Genomic DNA, 17,763 nt, shown 5'->3' on the forward strand with positions numbered 1-17,763 from the left:
TCCGAATGTGGTGGCCTACGGCAGGGACCACCAGTTGACCTGGAGGTCGGAGTCGTCCGTGATGACGAAGGCGTACGGGCGCTGTGCGGCGTTCTGGTTGTCCTGGACGGTGATGGCCTCACCGGGGCGTTCGACGACGCGGCCCGCGGGCGCGCCCTGGGCCGCCCAGTTCCACTTGCTGCCGTCCCACCAGTTCACGTACAGCTTCGAGTCGTCGCCGATGACGAAGGCGTAGGGCCGGGTGAAGGCGTTGGGGTCGTCCTTCATCGTGACCGTGCCGACGGAGTCGAGGATGCGGCGCCCGCTGGGCGCACCCTGGGAGCTCCAGTTCCACTTCGAGCCGTCCCACCAGTTCACGTACAACTGCGAGTCGTACCCCTGGACGAAGACGTACGGGTGCTCCACCGCGTTCGGGTTGTCCCGGACGCTGACCACACCGGCGCCCTTCTTGACCGGCTGTCCCGACGGCGTTCCCTGGGAGCTCCAGTTCCACTGCGAGCCGTCCCACCAGTTGACCCAGACCTGGGAGTCGTCGGTGATGACGAAGGCGTACGGGCGGGTGAAGGCGTTCGGGTTGTCCCGCATGGTGGTGACCCCGAGGGGGCGCGAGACCGTGCGGCTGGGCGGGGCACCCTGGTCGCTCCAGTTCCACTTGCTGCCGTCCCACCAGTTGATCCACAGGCGGAAGTCGTCGGTGAGCACGAAGGCGTAAGGGCGCTGCGGCGCGCTGGGGTTGTCCTGGACGGTGACGACGCCGACGCCCTCACGGACCAGCCGCCCGCTCGGCGCTCCTTGGTCGCTCCAGTTCCACTTGGAGCCGTCCCACCAGTTCACGTACAGCTTCGAGTCGTCACCGACCACGAACGCGTACGGGCGCTGCACCGCGTTGGGGCCGTCCTGCACGGTGACCGCGCCGACCTTCTCGATGATGCCGCGCCCACTGGGCGCACCCTGGGCGCTCCAGTGCCACGCCTTGCCGTCCCACCAGTTGACGTGCAGTTTCGAGTCCAGGCCGCGCACGAAGACGTAGGGTCGCTGCGCTGCCTGCGGATCGTCCTTCATGGTGACCGCACCCATCGAGGCCCGGACACCGACCGTGCTGGTGGGCTTCTGCTGGTCGTTCCACTGCCATGAACCCATCGAGTTCCCTCTCCGGCCCGCGGCCCGACGTACTGTCGGCGGGGCATGCTGAGGCTGCTCCAGGAGCCCGGCGCCGCGAAGGAGCGGCACCGGGGGGCGACAAGGGGAACGGGGTCCGGCCGGATTCCCGCAAAGGCCGTGCGCGCCACACTCTGGCACCGGCTCCACCGCCTGTCATCGGTGTGGCACGGAAGGCAACGCTCCACGGCAGCGAACCGGACAGCGGGGCGCGGCCGGAACCGTGGATCGCGGAATCGGCCCCGCAGCCGTGCGGAGTGCGAAAGCATGGGCGCGTGACCGAAAGCAACAGCGATACACCTCCGGACGGCGAGATCAGGGCACTCCTCGACGTCTTGGCCGGACAGCGGCGCCACGTGCTCGGCATCCTCGACGGGCTCGACCCGCAAGCGCTGCGCAGGCCCGTGCTGCCGTCCGGCTGGCACTGTCTCGGGCTCGTCCAGCACCTCACGCTCGACGTCGAGCGCTTCTGGTTCCGTGCGGTCGTGGCCGGGGACGAGGAGGTCATCCGGGACCTGCCTAGCGGCGACGAGGCCTGGATCGTGCCACCGGACGTGCCGGCCCGCGACGTGCTCGACGGGTACCGGCGCGAAGCCGAGATCGCGGACTCCATCAGCGCCGCCGGTTCGCCCGGGACGGCCCTGGCCTGGTGGCCGCACGAGCTGTTCGGGGAGCCGCACCTGCACACGCTGCGCGATGTCCTGCTGCATGTCATCACCGAGACCGCGTGCCACGCCGGCCACCTCGACGCGGCACGCGAGCTGATCGACGGCCGCCGCTGGCTCGTCCTGACGTAGCGGCACAGACGCCGGTTCAGTCCGAATCCAAAATCTTCTCCCAAGGGATCGAATCAGAAGCAACAAACATTGACGCAATCAAACAGTGGGGTTACGTTCCGCCTCAGTCGCACCACGGCAACTCGCGTCTCCTGCACGCCCATTGAGGCTCCACCCCACTCTCCTCGGGAGCACAGCATGCGCAGAGCGCCCCTCCCCCACACAGGAACCGGCACAGGGGGCCGCGGCCCCGGTGCCCGCGCGCGCCGGGCCGCACTCTCCGTCCTGGCCGTCCTCACCGTCGTGCTCGGCACGCTCCTGGCGCTGCCGGCGGCGTCCCAGGCCGCCTCGTCGCTGCCCTGCGACATCTACGGAAGCGCCGGGACGGCGTGCGTCGCCGCGCACAGCACGACACGCGCTCTCTTCTCGTCCTACAACGGCCCGCTCTACCAGGTGAAGAGGGCCTCCGACGGCTCGGCCAAGGACATCGGCCCGCTCGTGCCCGGCGGTTACGCGAACGCCGCGGCGCAGGACGCCTTCTGCCTGAACACGACCTGCTCGATCAGCAAGGTCTACGACCAGACCGCCCGCCACAACGACCTCCTGCCGGGGCCCGCCGGTACCGCGGGCATGGGAGCCGACCGGGGCGCCGACGCCGCGGAGATCTCGGTGACCGCCGGTGGCCACAAGGTCTACGGCATCTGGATCTCGCCGGGTGTCGGATACCGCTCCAGCGGCCAGGCCTCCGGTGCCGCGGTCAACGGCCAGGCCGAGGGCGCCTACATGGTCGCCAGCGGCACCCACGTCGGGTCCGCCTGCTGCTTCGACTACGGCAACGCCGAACGCACCCCCGCCGACACCGGCAATGGCCACATGGATGCCGTATCCATCGCCACCACCTGCTACTTCGCCCCGTGCACCGGGGCGGGGCCCTGGGTCGAGGCCGACCTGGAGAACGGCATGTTCCAGGGCGCCAACGGCTCCAACACCGCGAACCGAGGCAACAACACCCCTTACGTCACGGCCATGTTGAAGAACAACGGGCAGACCAGGTACGCGCTGAAGGGCGCCGACGCACAGTCGGGCGGCCTGTCGACCTGGTGGGACGGAGCCCTGCCCGACCGCGGCGGCTACGCGCCGATGCAGCAGGAGGGCGGGATCATCCTGGGCACCGGCGGTGACAACAGCAACTGGAACCGTGGCACGTTCTTCGAGGGCGTGATGGTCGCCGGCTACCCGACGGACGCCGCAGAGAACGCCGTCCAGGCCAACATCGCCTCGGTCGGCTATTCCGGCCAGACCGACGAACCCAACGGCGACCAGCGGAAGTTCACCGGTCCCGGCGGCGCCTGCGTCGACGTCGCCGCCGACGACACCGGGGTGAACGGCGCCGCTGTGCAGCTGTGGGACTGCCAGAAGTACGCCGAGGACCAGCACTGGGCGCACCTCGCCGACGGCACGCTGCGCACCCTCGGCCGCTGCCTGGACATCAACGGCAACGGTACGGCCGGCGGGGCGAAGGTCGAGCTGTGGGACTGCAACGGCGTCGGCGGGCAGAAGTGGGTCGTCCAGTCGGACGGTTCGCTCCTGAACCCGCAGTCCGGCAGGTGCCTGGACTCACCGAGCGGCGCGACCGCCAACGGCACCCGGCTCCAGATCTGGGACTGCAACGGCAGCCCCGCCCAGAAGTTCCAACTGCACTGAACCAGGAGGCTCGGACCGGCACACGGTCCGGCCGTGGCGGCCGGGGACGCGCGAGGGATGCCTCGCGTCCCCGGCCCCGGTTCCAAGCGCCGCGCGCCACTCCGATCAGTGGCCCGCCGTCCGTGCCGCCTCCTGGAGCCAGGAGGCGCAGTCGGGCGAGCGCAGCAGGTCGGAGTGGCCGCCCGGGAAGGTGCGGCTGGTGAAGGGGCCCGTCGTGACGTCCTGCCAGCCGGCGATCGAATCGTCCGTCGTCAAGGGGTCGTCGGCTCCCCGTGCCGCCAGAACACCACAGGGCAGAGCGGACACCCCGGCCGGGTCGAACCCGCCGAGAAGGCGCAGGTCCTGCACCGTCGTCTCCGCGACGATCTCCCGCCATTCGTCCGAGGGGGCCCCGGCCAGCAGACCGGGGTCCACCTCTTCGAGGTACGCGACCGCTTCGGCCGGGCTGCTCACTGCCTGCTCCGGCACTTCCCTCCGCCCCGGAGCCGCAGCGCCCGCGGCGACGAGCGCCGCCGCCTCGACACCGCACTCGCGCAGGCGCGCGACGGTGGCGCAAGCGACGTAAGCCCCGTAACTGTGCCCGAACAGCAGGGGTCGCACCACCGCGTGCCGGACGATCTGTTCGGCACAGGCGTGGACCACCGCGTCGAAGGAAGGTGCGGGTACTCCGAAGTCCCGGCCCTGTCGGCCCGGATAGCGCACCAGCAGGGACGAGGACCCCAGCGCCTGGGTGAGCGAACGGAACTCACCGCCGAAGGAACCCGCGCCGGGGAAGAACACCGCGTCGCTCATCACAGCCTCCGTATCTCGAGGGCGGTCACCGGACGGGTTCGTCCGCTCGCGCGCGCATGCTCGGGTCCCGTCGCGAGGTGCGACGCGCCAGAGCCGCGGTCACCAGCAGAACTACGGCGAACAGCGCCCAGCACAACCACATGGGCGGCCCCGCGAGGACGGTCACCGCGACCACCGTCACGGCGCACAGCGCGGCGACGAGCCGGGGCGTGCCGTGGCCGGCCAGCTTCGTGTACGAGGCCGCGCCCAGGCCGTACAGGACGAAGTAGATCCCGCCGGACAGGACGAAGAGGAGCGTGAACGACATGACGCCCGTCGCGCCGAGCACCGCGATCACCGTCAGGACCGCGCCCACCGCGAGCACGGACGTGACCGGGTTGCCGTCACGTTCGCGTACGCGGCTGAGCGCGCCGGGCAGAAAGCCGCTGCGTGCCATGCCGAACACCAGCCGGGACAGGGCGAGCACGGAGGCGCACACGTTTGCGGTGATGGCGGCGACGACCAGGGCCAGTGTCACGGGCCGGCCGAGCTCCCCCAGCGAGCGCTCCGCCAGGCGCAGCAGCGGGGCCTGGTCCAGGGCCTTGTCGCCGGGGTCCACCGCGCTGAACAGGCCGAGCAGCACCAGCCCGTACAGAGCCACCACGATCACGTAGGAGGCCGCGAAGATGCGCGGGATCGCGTCGGGGCGCTTGTGCTCCTCGAAGGTGAAGGCCACGGTCTCCCAGCCGGTGAAGGCGACGTAGACGGCGGTCAGGACGCTGCCCAGCTCGCCCAGCGGGGGCACGTCGGCGCTCGGCGCACGCACGCCGTGCACACCAAGGGCGACCAGGGACGTGCAGGTGACGAGCACGAACAGGGCCAGAACCAGGGCGACTTGGACCTTGCCGGAGACGTTGGTGCCCAGGCATCCGATGACCGTGGCCGCGGCGAGGACGGCGACCGGGAAGAGCCAGGCCAGGCTGGGGACGCCGGAGAATTCGGCGACGTAGCGCCCGCCGGTGATGGCGGTGGCCGGGATGCCGGCCACCAGCGCGAGGGTGGCGAGCAGTCCGGCGGACCGCCCGGTCGGCCGCCCGAAGGCGACCTCCGAGTAGTGGGCCACCCCGGACGCCGAGGGGTAGCGCCGGCCGAGCCAGGCGTAGCAGTAGAGGAGCGGGATGACCGACACGGCCGCGATGGCCCAGGGCATCCAGGCCGAGCGGCCCAACTCCTGGTAGCTGGTTCCGGGCAGGATCATCATGCCGCTGCCCAGGATGGTGGAGAGCGCGAGGAAGGTGCCCACGGCGCCGCCCAGTGACTTCTGCAGTCCGCTCACGCCGTGACCTCCCTCTGCGGGGTGGCCGCGAGAAGCCCGTCGAAGGCCCGCTCGACGGCGGCGGCCCGCGTCGCGTCCAGTGCGTGTCCGCCGGGCGTGATCGTCAGGTGGAACTCCTCGGCCACCCGGTGCCGCCAGGCGGCACAGCGTTCGGGTGGGATGAACCTGTCGTCGCGTCCGGAGAGAACGTGCAGCCGGTCCAGGTGGTCCGCGGAGCCGATGACCTCGGCCAGCCGGTCGGCCACCACGGCGTCGCGGCGCAGCCCGTGGGCGATCTCCGACAGCATGTCCTCGTCGTCGAGTAACTCCTGCGGGAAGCCGTCGTGGGCGAGTACCTGGGCGATCTCGCGGTCGGGAAGGTGTGACATCGTCGGTATGCGTCCTGATGGGTCGGGGCACGGGGTATTGATGACCAGTACCCCCGTCGGCACGCTCATCCTCGCGCCGAGGGCGGCGTGCAGGCAGATGGCGGAAAGCCCACCCATGGAGTGCCCGGCCAGGACGACCCGGCGGCCGGACGTGTGCGCCACGGCCTGCCGGACCTCCCGAACGGCCCGGTCCTTCCACCGGCCCGAGTCGACGTCGGCCACGGACTCCGCGTTCGACAGGGCCAGCACGGTCATGCCGCGACGGGCAGCGGTGTCCCTCAGCAGTGCGAGGGTGGCACCGCCGCCGCCGGCGGCCGGGAAGCAGACGCACACGTCCGCCCCGGCGGCGGACCCGTTCACGTGCCGAGTTCCTTCGCGTCGACCACCTCCACCTCCAGCTCGGTCAGCCCGAGCATGAAGTTGGAGTGCAGGCGCCTGGGCGGGTCGATCACCGCGAACGCCTTGTCCCAGTCGGCCAGTTCCTCGATGAACGTCTGGATCTCCAGGGTCGCCACGGGCGCTCCGACGCAGCGGTGGACGCCGGCCCCGAAGGCGATCTGCTTGTTCTCCGGCCGGTCGATCCGGAAGGTGTCGGGATCGTCGAAGACCTGGGAGTCCCGGTTCGCGGACATGTTCCACAGGGCCACGAAACTGTTGGCCGGAATGGTGTGTCCGCCGACTTCGAAGTCCTCCACCGTCAGGCGCTGGACATAGCTGTTGGTGGAGGTCCACCGCAGGAACTCCTGCGTGGCCACGTCAGGGCCCACCTCGCCGCTCGTCACCTTCCGCCACTCGTCGCGCTCCTGGTCGATGGTGTGGACGGTCAGGCTCGCCGTGTGCGGGGTGGTCTCGTTTCCCCCGACGGCGACGTTCAGACCGTTGAGGACGGCGACGTCCCGGGGCATGGTGCCCTCCGCGACGCACTGGGCGAGGAAGCCGATCATGTCCTCGGCGGAGCCGTCGACCGCCCGCTTGACGATCAGTTCGTCGATGAACTCCAGGACGTCCAGCTGCGCGTCGACCAGCGCGTCCAGCGGCCGCGCACCGGCGTACGCCTGGTCGCGGTAGCCGATCATCGTGCGGGTGGCTTCCAGGAGGTGGTTGGCGTCCTCGGCGCCGATGCCGAACAGCACCTCAAGGACGCCTTTCGGCAGCTCGGGCGCGATCACCTTGCTGAAGTCGAGCCGGTCGCCCACGGACAGGCCGTCGAGGGCGCCGCGGATGTTGCGCCGCACGGTCCGCCCGACCCGGCCCAGCATGTCCCGGCTGAAGCCGCTGGTCTTGATGGGTTTGCGGATCGCGGAGTGCTCGGGCTGGTCGGAGACGATGAGCATCCGGCCGGAGGCCGAGTCCTTCTGTGGCAGGTACGAGCCGTCTATCATGGTGCCGTACGCCGAGCTGAGCCGTTGGTGGTCCACATAGGCGGCATACACGTCCGCGTACCGGGTCAGCGCGTAGAACTCGTAGCCGTCGTCCCTGCGGTGCACCGAGACCGGGTCGTTCTCGCGCAGCGCGGCGAGGTAGGCCCAGGGGTCGTCGTCTGCGAAGAACTCGGGCGAGTACAGCGGGCTGTCCTCAACGACCAGCATGCTCGGCTCCGATCAGCTCGGCGATGCGTACCGGGGTCCGGCCCTCGAAGAAGACGTGCCCCGGAACCTTGATCCCCGTCCGTTCCTTCAGAAGGGCGCGGCAGCGCAGCACGGCCAGGGAGTCGACTCCGGCCGTGAAGATGTCGGCGTCGGTGTCGACCTCACGGTCGAGCACGGTGCTCAGGCACTCGGTGATGGCCTCGGGCGATATCTGTGTCATGTCTCTTCGACCTTCTCTGTCAGTCGGTATCGGTCCATGAGGGTGGGGAAGTCGACCTTGCCGCCCGCCTTGACCGGGTAGCGGCCCACCAGGCGCACCCCGATCGCCGGGGAGAAGTCCTGTACGACGGACTCGATCCGGTCGCGGGCCGAGGGGTCGTGCAGTGCGGCGGGGTCGGTCCGGACGAAGGCGACGGTGTGCCGCTCGTCCTGGGCCACCCGGCAGTCGAGGACCCGGGGCAGGGTGGTGATCCGCTGTTCCAGGGCCGCGGTGTCGACGCGCATCCCGTTCACCTTGACCTCGCCGTCCAGCCGCCCGGCGAACACGAGGTCGCCGTTCTCGTCCGGGCGCACCAGGTCGCCGGTGCGGTACGACGCCTGCCCCGCCGCGTCCCGGAACCGGTGGACCAGCGCGCCGTCCTCCAGGTATCCGAGACAGACGAACGGGCCGTGCACCGCCAGCTCCCGGGCGTCCGGCGGACCTTCGGCCGGGTCGCGCAAGGTCTGCCAACAGCCTTCCAGGGGGCGGCCGATGGGGATGGTGGGCGCCGAGAACTGCTCCGGCAGCCGGTAGTGGTGGGTGGCGAAGGTCGCTTCGGTCGGGCCGTACAGGTTGACGAAGCGGCCGCGCAGGCCGGCCTGCCTGGCCCGTCGGTAGGTCGAGGTCCGGAACTGCTCGCCACCGCTGAACAGCCAGGGGATGTCCGCGATGCAGTCGGGTACGGCTTCGACGACCGTCGTGATGACGGCGGCGGGCAACAGGAGGCGGCTGATGCCGTAGGTGTCGACGAGGTCGGGCCAGGCGAAGACGTCGTCGTTGACGTGCGGCAGGCACACCACGCGCCCGCCCGTCGCGATCGTGCGCCAGGTGTCGAACCACCAGCCGTCGTAGGTGACGGTGGCGAAGCTGCCCGCGGTGACCGGGCCCCGCCCGGCTGCGTCCGCGTTCCGGCCGCCCAGCACATCCAGGTCCCGGCATCCGAAGAGCGCCAGCAGATTGCCGCGGGTCACCGCGACCGCCTTGCGGCGGCCCGTGCTGCCGGAGGTGAAGTTGACGGCCACGACCTCCTCGGGAATCCGGTCCCGTGGCAGCCGGGGCCCCGGCGCAACGGCCGCCTCGACGGACGGGGACGGACCGGACCGCACCTCGATGGTGAGGTCGGGCCGCACCCGGCCGAAGTCGCGCTCGCTGAGGGTGTGGTCGTCGGCGACGGCCACACAGCCGGCCCGCCAGGCGCCCAACTGGCCTGCGAAACAGCCCAGTTTCTCCGCGGAGCGGATGCTCACCACGCGGGCGGGGCCGTGCGCGCGGATGGCCTGCTCGACCGTGGAGGCCAGCTGTCCGACCTGCGCGCCGGTGTATTCGGTACCGTCCTCGACCCACAGGGTGGACGCCGATGTCCACCGGTCACCGTGGATCACCTCGTGCCATGTGTCCGTCATGAGGTCAGTCCCAACTCGTCGATCACCGCGCTGATGCTGATGAGGCTCAGTCGGACGTCCCACTTGTCGGGCGTGGGGTCGGCGCCCAGGGCGTCCAGGGAGTCGGGCCGGAAGACACCGCTGTCCGCGACGAGGTCCCGCCATCGCGACAGCGTCCGCTCGTCGGACGTCGCCGAAAGGCCGTATGCGGTGAAGCCCTGTTTGGCACGGTCCAGGACGGCGCGCGGGACGATGTCGGCGTACGCCGCCTTCAGACAGGCCTTGCCCTCGAAGTCCGCCACCTTCTGCTCGTCCGGAATGCTCAGGCCCAGCGCCACCACGGCGTTCCCCAGGAAGGGGTAGCGGCCCTCCACCGAGTTCGCCATGAGCATGGTGTCGCCGTGGTCGCCGAGCAGATGGCCGCTGAGCTGCACATACACATCGGCGATCGAGCGGAGCTGCATCCGGGTCAGCCCGGCGGTCTCCCGGTCGTCGAAGGGGATCAGCCGGTCTCGCCAGTACTCCTTGCCGGCCAGGGATGCGGCCGCCCGCGGAGTGAGGCACATCTCGCGCCGGCGGGCGGCCCTGGCCCGGTCGACCTCCCAGGAGAAGTCGGCCCGGCCCCAGGCCTGTTCGTTCTCGGCGTGGCTCGGCGGGGGTTTTCTGCGGGCGCCGTCGAACGCGTAGGAGTCGTAGCCGTAGAACAGTTCGTCGGCCCCCTCCCCCGAGATCACTCCCTTGAGTCCGGTGCGGCGGGCCTCGCCTGCCAGCATCAGGGCCGCCACGTTGTACGTCTCGCGCTGCGGATAGCAGCAGTGGCGGACCATCTCCTCGAAGCGGGCGGTGACGTCGTCGGGTGTGCAGCGGATCTGGTGGTGTTCGCTGCCCACCTTGTCGGCGACCTCGCGCTGGAAGCGCCCCTCGTCGAGGGCGATGTCGTCGAAGAGCACGGAGAACGTACGGGTGGGCTCGCGCCGCATGCGGGACGCTTCGAGGACGAGCGCGGTGGAGTCGAACCCGCCGCTGAGGTAGGCCCCGATCTCCACGTCCGCGCGCAGCCGGTCCCCGACCGCTCCCCGCACCGCACCGCGGATCCGGTCCGCCGTGACGGGGTGGTCCGGCACGGTGAACTCCCCGTACCGCCAGTAGCGTTCGGTCGCGGGGGCGCCATCGCCGAAGCGGACCAGGCAGCCCGGCGGCACGGCGTGGACTCCCTCTACCAGCGTGCGCGGAGCCACGATGTTGCCGAGCGTCAGATACTGGTCGACCGCGCCGATGTCGAGCCCCCAGGCACGCGGCACGCTCTGCACGAGCGGCTTCAACTCCGAGCAGAAGTGCACGTGCGTGCCGACGACGGTGTAGAAGAGCGGGCACACGCCGAAGCGGTCCCGGCCCAGGTAGAGGCGGTCCTGGGCACGGTCGTGGATGGCGGTGGCGAACTGCCCGTCGACCATTTCGAGGCCGGCGGGCCCGTACCGGGCGAAGAGTTCCGGCAGCACGGCCACGTCGACCCGGTTGTCGGGCCGTGTGCCTCCGAGCCGGGCGCGCAGGTCCGCGCCGTTGTAGATCTCGCCGTTCGTCATGGCCACGTACCGGCCGCTGGGGTCCTCGGACGGCTGCCAGCCGTCCTTCAGCGCGGTCATGCCGAGGCGGCCGAGTTTCACCGACAGGGTGGGTGTGCTGAGTGAGTAGGTCTCGTCCGGTCCCCGGTGGATCAGCCGGGCGTGCATCGCGGCGGCTACGGACCGGTCCAGGGTCTTGTCCAGGGCGTAGGTCCCGCACAGGCCACACATGCTCACACGCTCCGTTCCCGCAGTCGGCCGGCGAGCTCCCGCAGGTCCGCCGCCCGCAGCACGTCGCGGACTCCGGCATCCGCCCATCCCAGCTTCTTCAGGCCCGACACCAGGACGACGGCCGAGGCCGAGTCGCCGCCGACGTCGAAGAAGTTGTCGTCGAGACACACGTCCTCGACGCCGGTCAGGGTGCGTACCAGGCGCAGCAGCTGCTGGTCGGGGGTGTCGGGCGCGTCCGTGGTGGCGCGGGTGCGGCGGCTCGCCCGCAGGGCGTCCCGGTCGACCTTGCCGTTCACGGTGTGCGGAAAGGCGTCGACCTGCTCCAGCACCGACGGGATCTTGTACGGGTCGAGTACGCCCTCCAGGTGCCGGCGTACGGAGCGGGGGCCGGGGTCGCCACGGTAGTAGCAGACCAGGGTGTCCAGGTCGGTCGGGTCGCCGCCGTCCTGGGCCTCGGCCACGACCACCGCGTCGCGTACGTCCGGGTGCCGGCACACCGCGGTCTCGATCTCGCCGGGGTCGAGGCGATAGCCGCGGACCTTCACCTGCCGGTCGAGGCGTTCCACGAAGTGGAGCCCCTCGTCGCGGAGTTCGACGAGATCGCCGGTGGCGTAGGCGCTCGTACCGTCCGGCCCGAGGAAGGGCCGCACGCCCTGTGCGGTGAGGTAGCCGGCTGCCACGCTGGCCCCGGTGACGACGAGTTCACCTTTGCGCACCCCGGTGCCGGTGGCTCCCGTGGCCGGTTCCCTGATGAGGTATCCGCAGTCGCCCACGAGATCGCCGAGGGGTACCGCTTCGCGGCAGTCGTCCGGGTCGAGCGCGTCGCTCAGCAGGTTGCACACCGTGGTCTCGGTGAGGCCGTAGGCGTTGTGGAAGCTCGCCACCTTCGACCAGGTGCGGATCACGGCGGGGCGGCAGGGGCCGCCGCCGTTGATCACATGTTCCAGGTGCATCGCGTCACTGGGTTCGGTCACCGTCAGGGCGAACGGAGTCGTCTTGAGGTGGGTGATGGCGAACCGCTCCAGTGTGTCGCGCAGCACGGCGCCGGGCGCCAGGTGTGCCTCGTCCAGTACAACGAGGCAGCCGCCCGCGGTCAACGTCCAGAGGATCTCGGTGATGCAGCCGTCGAAGGTGAGCCGGGCGAACTGCAGGGTCCTGCTGCCCGGCCCGACGGCGAGGCGGTCGACGTGATCGCGGATCACCGGGGCGAGGGGGGCCACCCTGACGAGCACGCACTTGGGCGTTCCGGTGGACCCCGAGGTGTGGATCGCGTACCCGATCTCACCTTCCTTGAAAGGGAGTTGGGACGACTCGTGGGCCGCTCCGGCGGGCCGGTCCGCGTCGGAGCGCCAGTCTCCCCAGTCTTCGGGGATCGGTACGAACTCCGCCGGGCCGTCCCCGTGGGGACCGCGTGCCATCAGGCGCACACCCAGGAGCCCGGTCTTCTCGGCGTTGGACGAGGCACTGTCACGGGCGTCGACGAAGACGAACGGCCGGGCGGCCTTCAAGGCGCCGACCATCGCGATGACCGCTGCCGGTCCTCGGACGCTTTCGAGGGCGATGAACTCACCCGGTGCGGTCAGGTCCTGTAATCGGCGCGCGAACTCCTCGGCACGGGCACCGAACTCCCGGTAGGTGATGACCGTTTCGGCGGTACGCAGCGCGTCGTGGTCCGGGAATTCACGTACGGCACGGTCCAAGGCCTCGACCACGGACCCGTCTCCCGAGTACTCGCTCCCGGGCGGCAGGTCAGCCTCCTTCGCCATGTCGGCCTCCTTCGCCGTGAGTTGTGGGGCGCCGTATCTCCTGGGGGCGCTCCTCGTCCTTGCGCACCGGGTGTGTCAGGGTGCCGACGTGTTCCACGACGGCCTGCACCGTGTCGCCGGCCGCGAGCGGCGCGGCCCCCGGGGTACCGGTGCAGATCACGGTGCCGGGTTCGAGGGTCCGCCCCGCGCTGAAGTACTCGACGAGACGGTCCAGGCCGAACTTCATGTCGGCGGGCGTGGCAGCCGCCACGGTCTCTCCGTTGCGCACGGTGGCGACCCGGAGCGACGCGAGGTCGGCGTCACTCAATTCGTCCAGGGTCACCAGGACGGGTCCGACGCTGCAGAAGGTGTCGAAGCCCTTGGCCCACGGGATGTGGCGGGGATTCTCCCGGATCACGTCCTCCGCGGTCATGTCGAGCACGGCGGTGACGCCCGCCACGACGGAGCGCCACTCGGATCGATCGACGTTCTTGCAGGGGGTTTTGATGACGAGCCCCAGCTCCGCTTCCGCCGTGACGCGCCCGGACTGGCGGGGCAGCTCGATGTGATCGCCGTTGCCGATGAGGCAGTTGGCGGGGCGCAGATAGGAGCCGGGCCCGGAGCGGGGCTGCTCGGACTCCAAGTCCTCGGAGTGGCGCCGGTAGTTGAGACCGGCTCCCCAGATGTCGGCGCCCGGGTCGACGATCGTGGCGGCGCGCTCGAAGTCCGGCCGTACGGGGGCGAGTTCGCCCGCCTGCCGTTCGACGGACTCCTTCAGCGCCCGCAGGTCCGCGTCGTCCCGGACCAGTTCACCGATCCGCGTGACGCTCTCATAGCCCTTGATGTCCGACAGGGCGAACCATTGACCCTCGTGGCCGACGGCGATGCCGTGGCCGGAGGCGGAGTTGCTCGACTTGGCGATTCTCATGCTGCTCTCCCAGGGTAGGGCGGGCCGGGACCGGCCCACCGATCGACTGGTGGTCGGCCGCCCGCGTCTCAGGCGCTGATCTGGTGTGCGGCGGTCCGGAAGTCGTCCTGGCGCGGGCTGTGATCGGCGATCCGTACCGCGGTCTCCATCAGCCGCGCCGGATCGGTGTGGTACTCGCCCGCCAGCTCTTCCACCAGCGGGAAGAAGCCCGAGTGGATGCCGATCACCGCGCCCAGGACCTGCATGGTGCGGTCCTCGGGGAGGGCGACCATGTTCGCCCGGCAGTACGCGGCGAGCTTTGCCAGTTCCGCGTAGTCGAAGAGATCGGATCCGAGGATCTTGAGGGCGCCGGCGAGCGACTCGATGGCGGCGTTGCCCGATCCCCGGCCGATGCCGTCGAGCGTGGCATCGACGATGGTGGCCCCCGCCTGTAGGGCGGTGAGGCTGTTGATGTTGGCCATGCCCAGGTTGTCGTGCCCGTGGAAGCCGACGACCGGGAAGTCCTGACGTACCGCGCTCACGTACGTCTGCACGTCGGCGGGCAGCATGGCGCCGTAGGAGTCGACGACGTAGACGCCCGCGATGTCGGGGCTCAACCCGTCCAGCAGGCGCACGAGTTGGCGCACGGGCGTGGCGCTGGACTTCATGAGGTTCAGATAGACCTCTCCGCACAGCTCGGTGGCGCGCCGCAGGTAGTCGAGGTGCTCGGGGACCCGGTCCGGCTCCATGCCGATGCGGATGAAGGACATGCCCCGTGCGCTCAGGTCCTCGACGGTGCTCAGGCGGGTGAACTCGGGCTGTGCGAACATCCCCCAGGGCTTGTCGGTCAGGGTGGCCGTCGCTATCTCGGCCCACCGGTAGTGGCCGATGTTGCACGCCTTGATCCCACTGCGTTCGGCCTCGAGACCGATTCCGTGACCCACCTCCACCTTGGCCACCGGAATGTCGTTCAAGCGGGTGAGCAGGTTCGTCACGAACCCCTCGTCGAGCTGGAAATCGACGGCGTACGAACCGTCGCGCAGTGTGCAGTCGAGCAGCTTGATCGTCGGCGCTTCGTCGAGCCGACCGTCCAATAAGGACATGACGTCACTCCTTGGTTCTGCTTGATGGAAAGACCATGCGGAACGCGCGAAGGAAGCAGGCGAGAGGCGAGAAGTAGGGGGCGGGAAGCGGGAAATGGCACGGGAGACCCCGAGAAGTGCGCGGGTACTCGGCCGGGCGCGGACGGGCGGAACACGCAGGGGGCGGACGTCGTCCTACACTCCTGCGCGGATCCGGACTCTCTCCACTTACCGCCCCCAGATTCATCGGGCCTGCTGCGTACTCGGTGGGAATGCCGACCGGGATGGCACATGTGGATCACAAGCCCACCGGCACGTAGATATACGCGTTCCCAAGCGCTGGTGCCGTAGACACCGGAATTCCCTTTGTCCGAATCGGACGCCCGAAACCCGGCGCGATCCCCACACCCGGCCCCCGGGCGTGGCAGGGCGTTCGGCCACCCACCGCGATGCTCCCCCTGATGGGGGCCTCGGCGCGCCGGGCCGCCCCCGGCCCGGCGGAAGAGGGTCCCGCAGCAGTAGTACGGACAACCCGGCTTCTGGAGGTGGTGAGTTCAGGTCGACGTGCCGCCAGACCCCCAGGGCGCTCTTGACGTACCGGTCCTCACGCCGTCCAGATCCGGAGTGGGGACAGACCGATGCCTCCTCACACCACGGAGGACCGGCGCCGCCTCACCCAGAGCAGCAGGACGACCGAACACAGGGCCGCGCACGCACACCACGTCGAGACGTACTCCTGCCGCCACAGCGCGAAGGTCACCGCCGCGCCGATGGACACCAGCACGCCGAGGAGGACGAGGCCGCGGTCTCCGGACAGGAGGAGGGAGCCGATGGTGGCGAGGAAGTAGCCGGAGACGATGAGCCCCGCCAGCGGCAGCCCCAGGGAGTACCCGACGGTGTGCCCGCGGATCTCGGCCGTGACCGTACCGGTGGCGAGGGCATGCGCGAGCGCTGCCGCGGTCGCGACTCCCGCCGCCAACGGGACCAGCAGGCGGCGGCGTGCCCGCGGCGGCGCGACGCACAGCACGGCGGCGGGCAGCCACAGGGGCAGCAGCGGGAGCGCGATGACGGCCCAGGCGACAGTGGCCGGGCCACCACCGCCGTCGCGGTGCCAGACGACGGCCTCGATCATCTGGTGGAGCCCCAGAAGGACGGGCAGGGCCGCCATCGGCAGATCACGCGGGCGCCGGGCCGCACTGGCCACCGTCGCTGCCCCCACCGCCGTAATGACCCCGCCCGCCACGAGGTCTGCCGTCGCACTCCAGCACATGACGGCAACGCTACGGCCGCGTCGTCGGGGTGGCTCCGCGAGTGGAGCCGGAAGCAGCGACGTGAGCCGGGCGAAGTCGACGTATCCGCAGGCCAGGAGCGTCTCTCCGCGCGGGCGCGAGATGGTCCGAACGGCCCTGGAGTTGACATGCAAGGAAATACTTGCACGATAGTGGTGTGAGCGATGAGATGGACAGGGTCTTCAAGGCCCTGTCCGATGCGACCCGTCGGCGTCTGCTGGACCGGCTGCACGAGAACAACGGCCAGAGCCTCAGTGAGCTGTGCGACGGCCTGGCGATGTCCCGCCAGGCCGCCACCCAGCACCTGAGCCTGCTGGAGGCCGCGAACCTCGTCAGCACGGTCAGAAGGGGCCGGGAAAAACTCCACTACCTCAATCCCGTACCGCTCCACGAGATCCAGGAGCGGTGGATCGACAAGTTCGAGCGTCCGCACCTGCGGGCTCTGAGCGCACTCAAGCAGAAAGCCGAGCACGCGATGTCCCCCAAGCCGAAGTTCGTCTACACCACTTACGTCGAGGCGACCCCCGAAAAGGTCTGGGAAGCGCTGACCGACCCCGAGACGTCCGCCGCCTACTGGGGCCACAGCAATGTCTCGGACTGGCAGCCGGGTTCCACCTGGGAACACCGTCGCCTCGACGGCTCCGGCGTCGCGGACGTGGTGGGCACCGTCGTCGAATCCGTACCGCCCAAGCGCCTCGTCATCACCTGGGCCGAGCCCACCGACGACCACCCGGACAGCCCCTCCACGGTCACCTTCGACCTCAAGCCGCTGGGCGGCACCGTCCAGCTCACCGTCACCCACGAGAATCTGCGGGACGAGGCCGAGTTCCGCCAGGCGGCCGGGGGCTGGTCGGCGGTGCTGTCCAACCTCAAGACCTACCTCGAAACGGGCAAGCCCCTGTCCCTGCCGGCATGGTCCTGACCACCAACCCCAGCTGATCGCGCCGCCGGCGCGACGGTCCGGGGCGGCCCACGCGGTCAACTCCGCGCCGTACGTGGCATGTTGTCGCTATGCCGTGCGACGGCACCCGGCGAGCAGGGTTGCGACCATCCGCTTGGCGTCGTCCCGGTCGTAGTCAGGACCGGTGATGCAGAGGTTCCCGATGGCGCGCATGAGCGTGTAGGCGGTGATGTCTGCGCCGAGTTCACCGGCGTCGGCACAGGCGTCGAGCAGTGTCGCGCAGGCCGGGACGAGCGTGTCGAGCATGAGGGCGTGGAGGTTCTCCAGCCCTGGATCACCGGACCCCAGGGCGGCACCGAGGCCGTGCTTGGTGACCAGGAACTCCACGAACGCGTCCACCCAGCGGGTCAGCGCGGCGAACGGCGACGCCGACTGTTCCAGGAGGCGGGCCGAGAGCGCGGCACAGGTGTCGATCTGGTGCCGATAGACCGCGCTCACCAGGTCCGCCCGCGTCGGGAAGTTCCGGTAGATCGTGCCCACTCCGACACCGGCACGTTCGGCGATGTCGCGGACCGGCGCCTGGACGCCCTGGTCCACGAAGACCGCCGCCGCGGCCGCCAGCACGGCACTTCGCGTGCGTTCCGCCTGCGCTTGGCGTACTCCGACCGGTTCCGGCACGAGGCCCTCCTTTACTCACGGAACA

At 70.2% G+C, this 17,763-nt stretch carries 16 protein-coding genes; 3 read left to right on the forward strand and 13 right to left on the reverse strand.

Features of this window, described 5'->3' with window-relative positions; all coding sequences use genetic code 11:
• Window positions 1–15: 15 nt before the first annotated feature.
• Window positions 16–1,140 carry a PLL family lectin gene (locus tag IE267_RS11465; RefSeq protein WP_189763114.1) on the reverse strand — a complete coding sequence of 375 codons (1,125 nt, stop codon included), beginning with the start codon at window positions 1,138–1,140 and terminating at the stop codon, window positions 16–18.
• 293 nt (window positions 1,141–1,433) lie between these two features.
• Here IE267_RS11465 and IE267_RS11470 point away from each other — a divergent pair, with 293 nt between their 5' ends.
• Complete coding sequence (locus IE267_RS11470) at window positions 1,434–1,955, forward strand: DinB family protein (RefSeq protein ID WP_189763115.1); 522 nt, start codon at window positions 1,434–1,436, stop codon at window positions 1,953–1,955.
• 177 nt (window positions 1,956–2,132) lie between these two features.
• Window positions 2,133–3,638, forward strand: a complete 1,506-nt coding sequence (locus IE267_RS11475; protein ID WP_229861025.1) for an arabinofuranosidase catalytic domain-containing protein — start codon at window positions 2,133–2,135, stop codon at window positions 3,636–3,638.
• Window positions 3,639–3,743: 105 nt separating this feature from the next.
• On the opposite strand, the gene IE267_RS11480 is transcribed toward IE267_RS11475, so the two are convergent.
• The 11 genes from IE267_RS11480 to IE267_RS11530 all read right to left on the reverse strand — a co-directional run bounded on the left by IE267_RS11480 (window position 3,744) and on the right by IE267_RS11530 (window position 16,140).
• A complete protein-coding gene (locus IE267_RS11480; protein WP_189763116.1) occupies window positions 3,744–4,430 on the reverse strand; it encodes a thioesterase II family protein in 687 nt (228 codons plus the stop codon).
• A gap of 25 nt (window positions 4,431–4,455) precedes the next feature.
• Window positions 4,456–5,745 carry an APC family permease gene (locus IE267_RS11485; protein ID WP_189763117.1) on the reverse strand — a complete coding sequence of 430 codons (1,290 nt, stop codon included), beginning with the start codon at window positions 5,743–5,745 and terminating at the stop codon, window positions 4,456–4,458.
• Entirely contained in the window at window positions 5,742–6,473 is a 732-nt protein-coding gene (locus IE267_RS11490) for a thioesterase II family protein (protein ID WP_189763118.1), read from the reverse strand. Before IE267_RS11490 ends, IE267_RS11485 begins: the two co-directional genes overlap by 4 nt.
• A complete protein-coding gene (locus tag IE267_RS11495) occupies window positions 6,470–7,702 on the reverse strand; it encodes a cytochrome P450 (RefSeq protein ID WP_167151619.1) in 1,233 nt (410 codons plus the stop codon). The genes IE267_RS11490 and IE267_RS11495 overlap by 4 nt, the downstream gene beginning before the upstream one ends.
• Entirely contained in the window at window positions 7,689–7,922 is a 234-nt protein-coding gene (locus tag IE267_RS11500; protein WP_189763119.1) for an acyl carrier protein, read from the reverse strand. Before IE267_RS11500 ends, IE267_RS11495 begins: the two co-directional genes overlap by 14 nt.
• Window positions 7,919–9,364, reverse strand: coding sequence for an AMP-binding protein (locus IE267_RS11505; RefSeq protein WP_189763120.1), 1,446 nt, complete (start codon window positions 9,362–9,364; stop codon window positions 7,919–7,921). Before IE267_RS11505 ends, IE267_RS11500 begins: the two co-directional genes overlap by 4 nt.
• Window positions 9,361–11,136, reverse strand: coding sequence for an asparagine synthase (glutamine-hydrolyzing) (gene asnB / locus IE267_RS11510; protein ID WP_189763446.1), 1,776 nt, complete (start codon window positions 11,134–11,136; stop codon window positions 9,361–9,363). The genes IE267_RS11505 and asnB overlap by 4 nt, the downstream gene beginning before the upstream one ends.
• Before the next feature lie 2 nt (window positions 11,137–11,138).
• On the reverse strand, window positions 11,139–12,902 hold the full coding sequence (locus IE267_RS11515) for a non-ribosomal peptide synthetase (RefSeq protein WP_189763121.1): 1,764 nt from the start codon (window positions 12,900–12,902) through the stop codon (window positions 11,139–11,141).
• A complete protein-coding gene (locus tag IE267_RS11520; RefSeq protein ID WP_189763122.1) occupies window positions 12,886–13,809 on the reverse strand; it encodes a fumarylacetoacetate hydrolase family protein in 924 nt (307 codons plus the stop codon). Before IE267_RS11520 ends, IE267_RS11515 begins: the two co-directional genes overlap by 17 nt.
• A gap of 68 nt (window positions 13,810–13,877) precedes the next feature.
• A complete protein-coding gene (locus tag IE267_RS11525) occupies window positions 13,878–14,891 on the reverse strand; it encodes a hydroxymethylglutaryl-CoA lyase-like TIM-barrel protein (protein ID WP_189763123.1) in 1,014 nt (337 codons plus the stop codon).
• Window positions 14,892–15,516: 625 nt separating this feature from the next.
• Window positions 15,517–16,140, reverse strand: coding sequence for a DUF6629 family protein (locus IE267_RS11530; protein ID WP_167151631.1), 624 nt, complete (start codon window positions 16,138–16,140; stop codon window positions 15,517–15,519).
• A gap of 188 nt (window positions 16,141–16,328) precedes the next feature.
• Here IE267_RS11530 and IE267_RS11535 point away from each other — a divergent pair, with 188 nt between their 5' ends.
• The gene (locus IE267_RS11535; protein ID WP_189763447.1) at window positions 16,329–17,081 is read left to right on the forward strand and encodes an ArsR/SmtB family transcription factor; all 753 of its coding nucleotides are present in this window, start codon (window positions 16,329–16,331) and stop codon (window positions 17,079–17,081) included.
• A gap of 87 nt (window positions 17,082–17,168) precedes the next feature.
• Here IE267_RS11535 and IE267_RS11540 read toward each other — a convergent pair whose 3' ends face one another.
• Window positions 17,169–17,738: a TetR/AcrR family transcriptional regulator gene (locus IE267_RS11540; RefSeq protein ID WP_189763124.1), complete on the reverse strand. Its 570-nt coding sequence runs from the start codon at window positions 17,736–17,738 to the stop codon at window positions 17,169–17,171.
• Between the last annotated feature and the right edge of the window lie 25 nt (window positions 17,739–17,763).

Origin of the sequence: Streptomyces xanthochromogenes, assembly GCF_014650455.1 — a bacterium.
Lineage (GTDB): Bacteria > Actinomycetota > Actinomycetes > Streptomycetales > Streptomycetaceae > Streptomyces > Streptomyces xanthochromogenes.

Bases quoted from the DNA above. Each gene is read 5' to 3' on its own strand.
- IE267_RS11465 (WP_189763114.1), bottom strand. From the start codon at position 1,140: ATGGGTTCATGGCAGTGGAACGACCAGCAGAAGCCCACCAGCACGGTC.
- IE267_RS11475 (WP_229861025.1), top strand. From the start codon at position 2,133: ATGCGCAGAGCGCCCCTCCCCCACACAGGAACCGGCACAGGGGGCCGC.
- IE267_RS11480 (WP_189763116.1), bottom strand. From the start codon at position 4,430: ATGAGCGACGCGGTGTTCTTCCCCGGCGCGGGTTCCTTCGGCGGTGAG.
- IE267_RS11495 (WP_167151619.1), bottom strand. From the start codon at position 7,702: ATGCTGGTCGTTGAGGACAGCCCGCTGTACTCGCCCGAGTTCTTCGCA.
- IE267_RS11500 (WP_189763119.1), bottom strand. From the start codon at position 7,922: ATGACACAGATATCGCCCGAGGCCATCACCGAGTGCCTGAGCACCGTG.
- IE267_RS11505 (WP_189763120.1), bottom strand. From the start codon at position 9,364: ATGACGGACACATGGCACGAGGTGATCCACGGTGACCGGTGGACATCG.
- asnB (WP_189763446.1), bottom strand. From the start codon at position 11,136: ATGTGTGGCCTGTGCGGGACCTACGCCCTGGACAAGACCCTGGACCGG.
- IE267_RS11515 (WP_189763121.1), bottom strand. From the start codon at position 12,902: ATGGCGAAGGAGGCTGACCTGCCGCCCGGGAGCGAGTACTCGGGAGAC.
- IE267_RS11520 (WP_189763122.1), bottom strand. From the start codon at position 13,809: ATGAGAATCGCCAAGTCGAGCAACTCCGCCTCCGGCCACGGCATCGCC.
- IE267_RS11525 (WP_189763123.1), bottom strand. From the start codon at position 14,891: ATGTCCTTATTGGACGGTCGGCTCGACGAAGCGCCGACGATCAAGCTG.
- IE267_RS11530 (WP_167151631.1), bottom strand. From the start codon at position 16,140: ATGTGCTGGAGTGCGACGGCAGACCTCGTGGCGGGCGGGGTCATTACG.
- IE267_RS11535 (WP_189763447.1), top strand. From the start codon at position 16,329: ATGGACAGGGTCTTCAAGGCCCTGTCCGATGCGACCCGTCGGCGTCTG.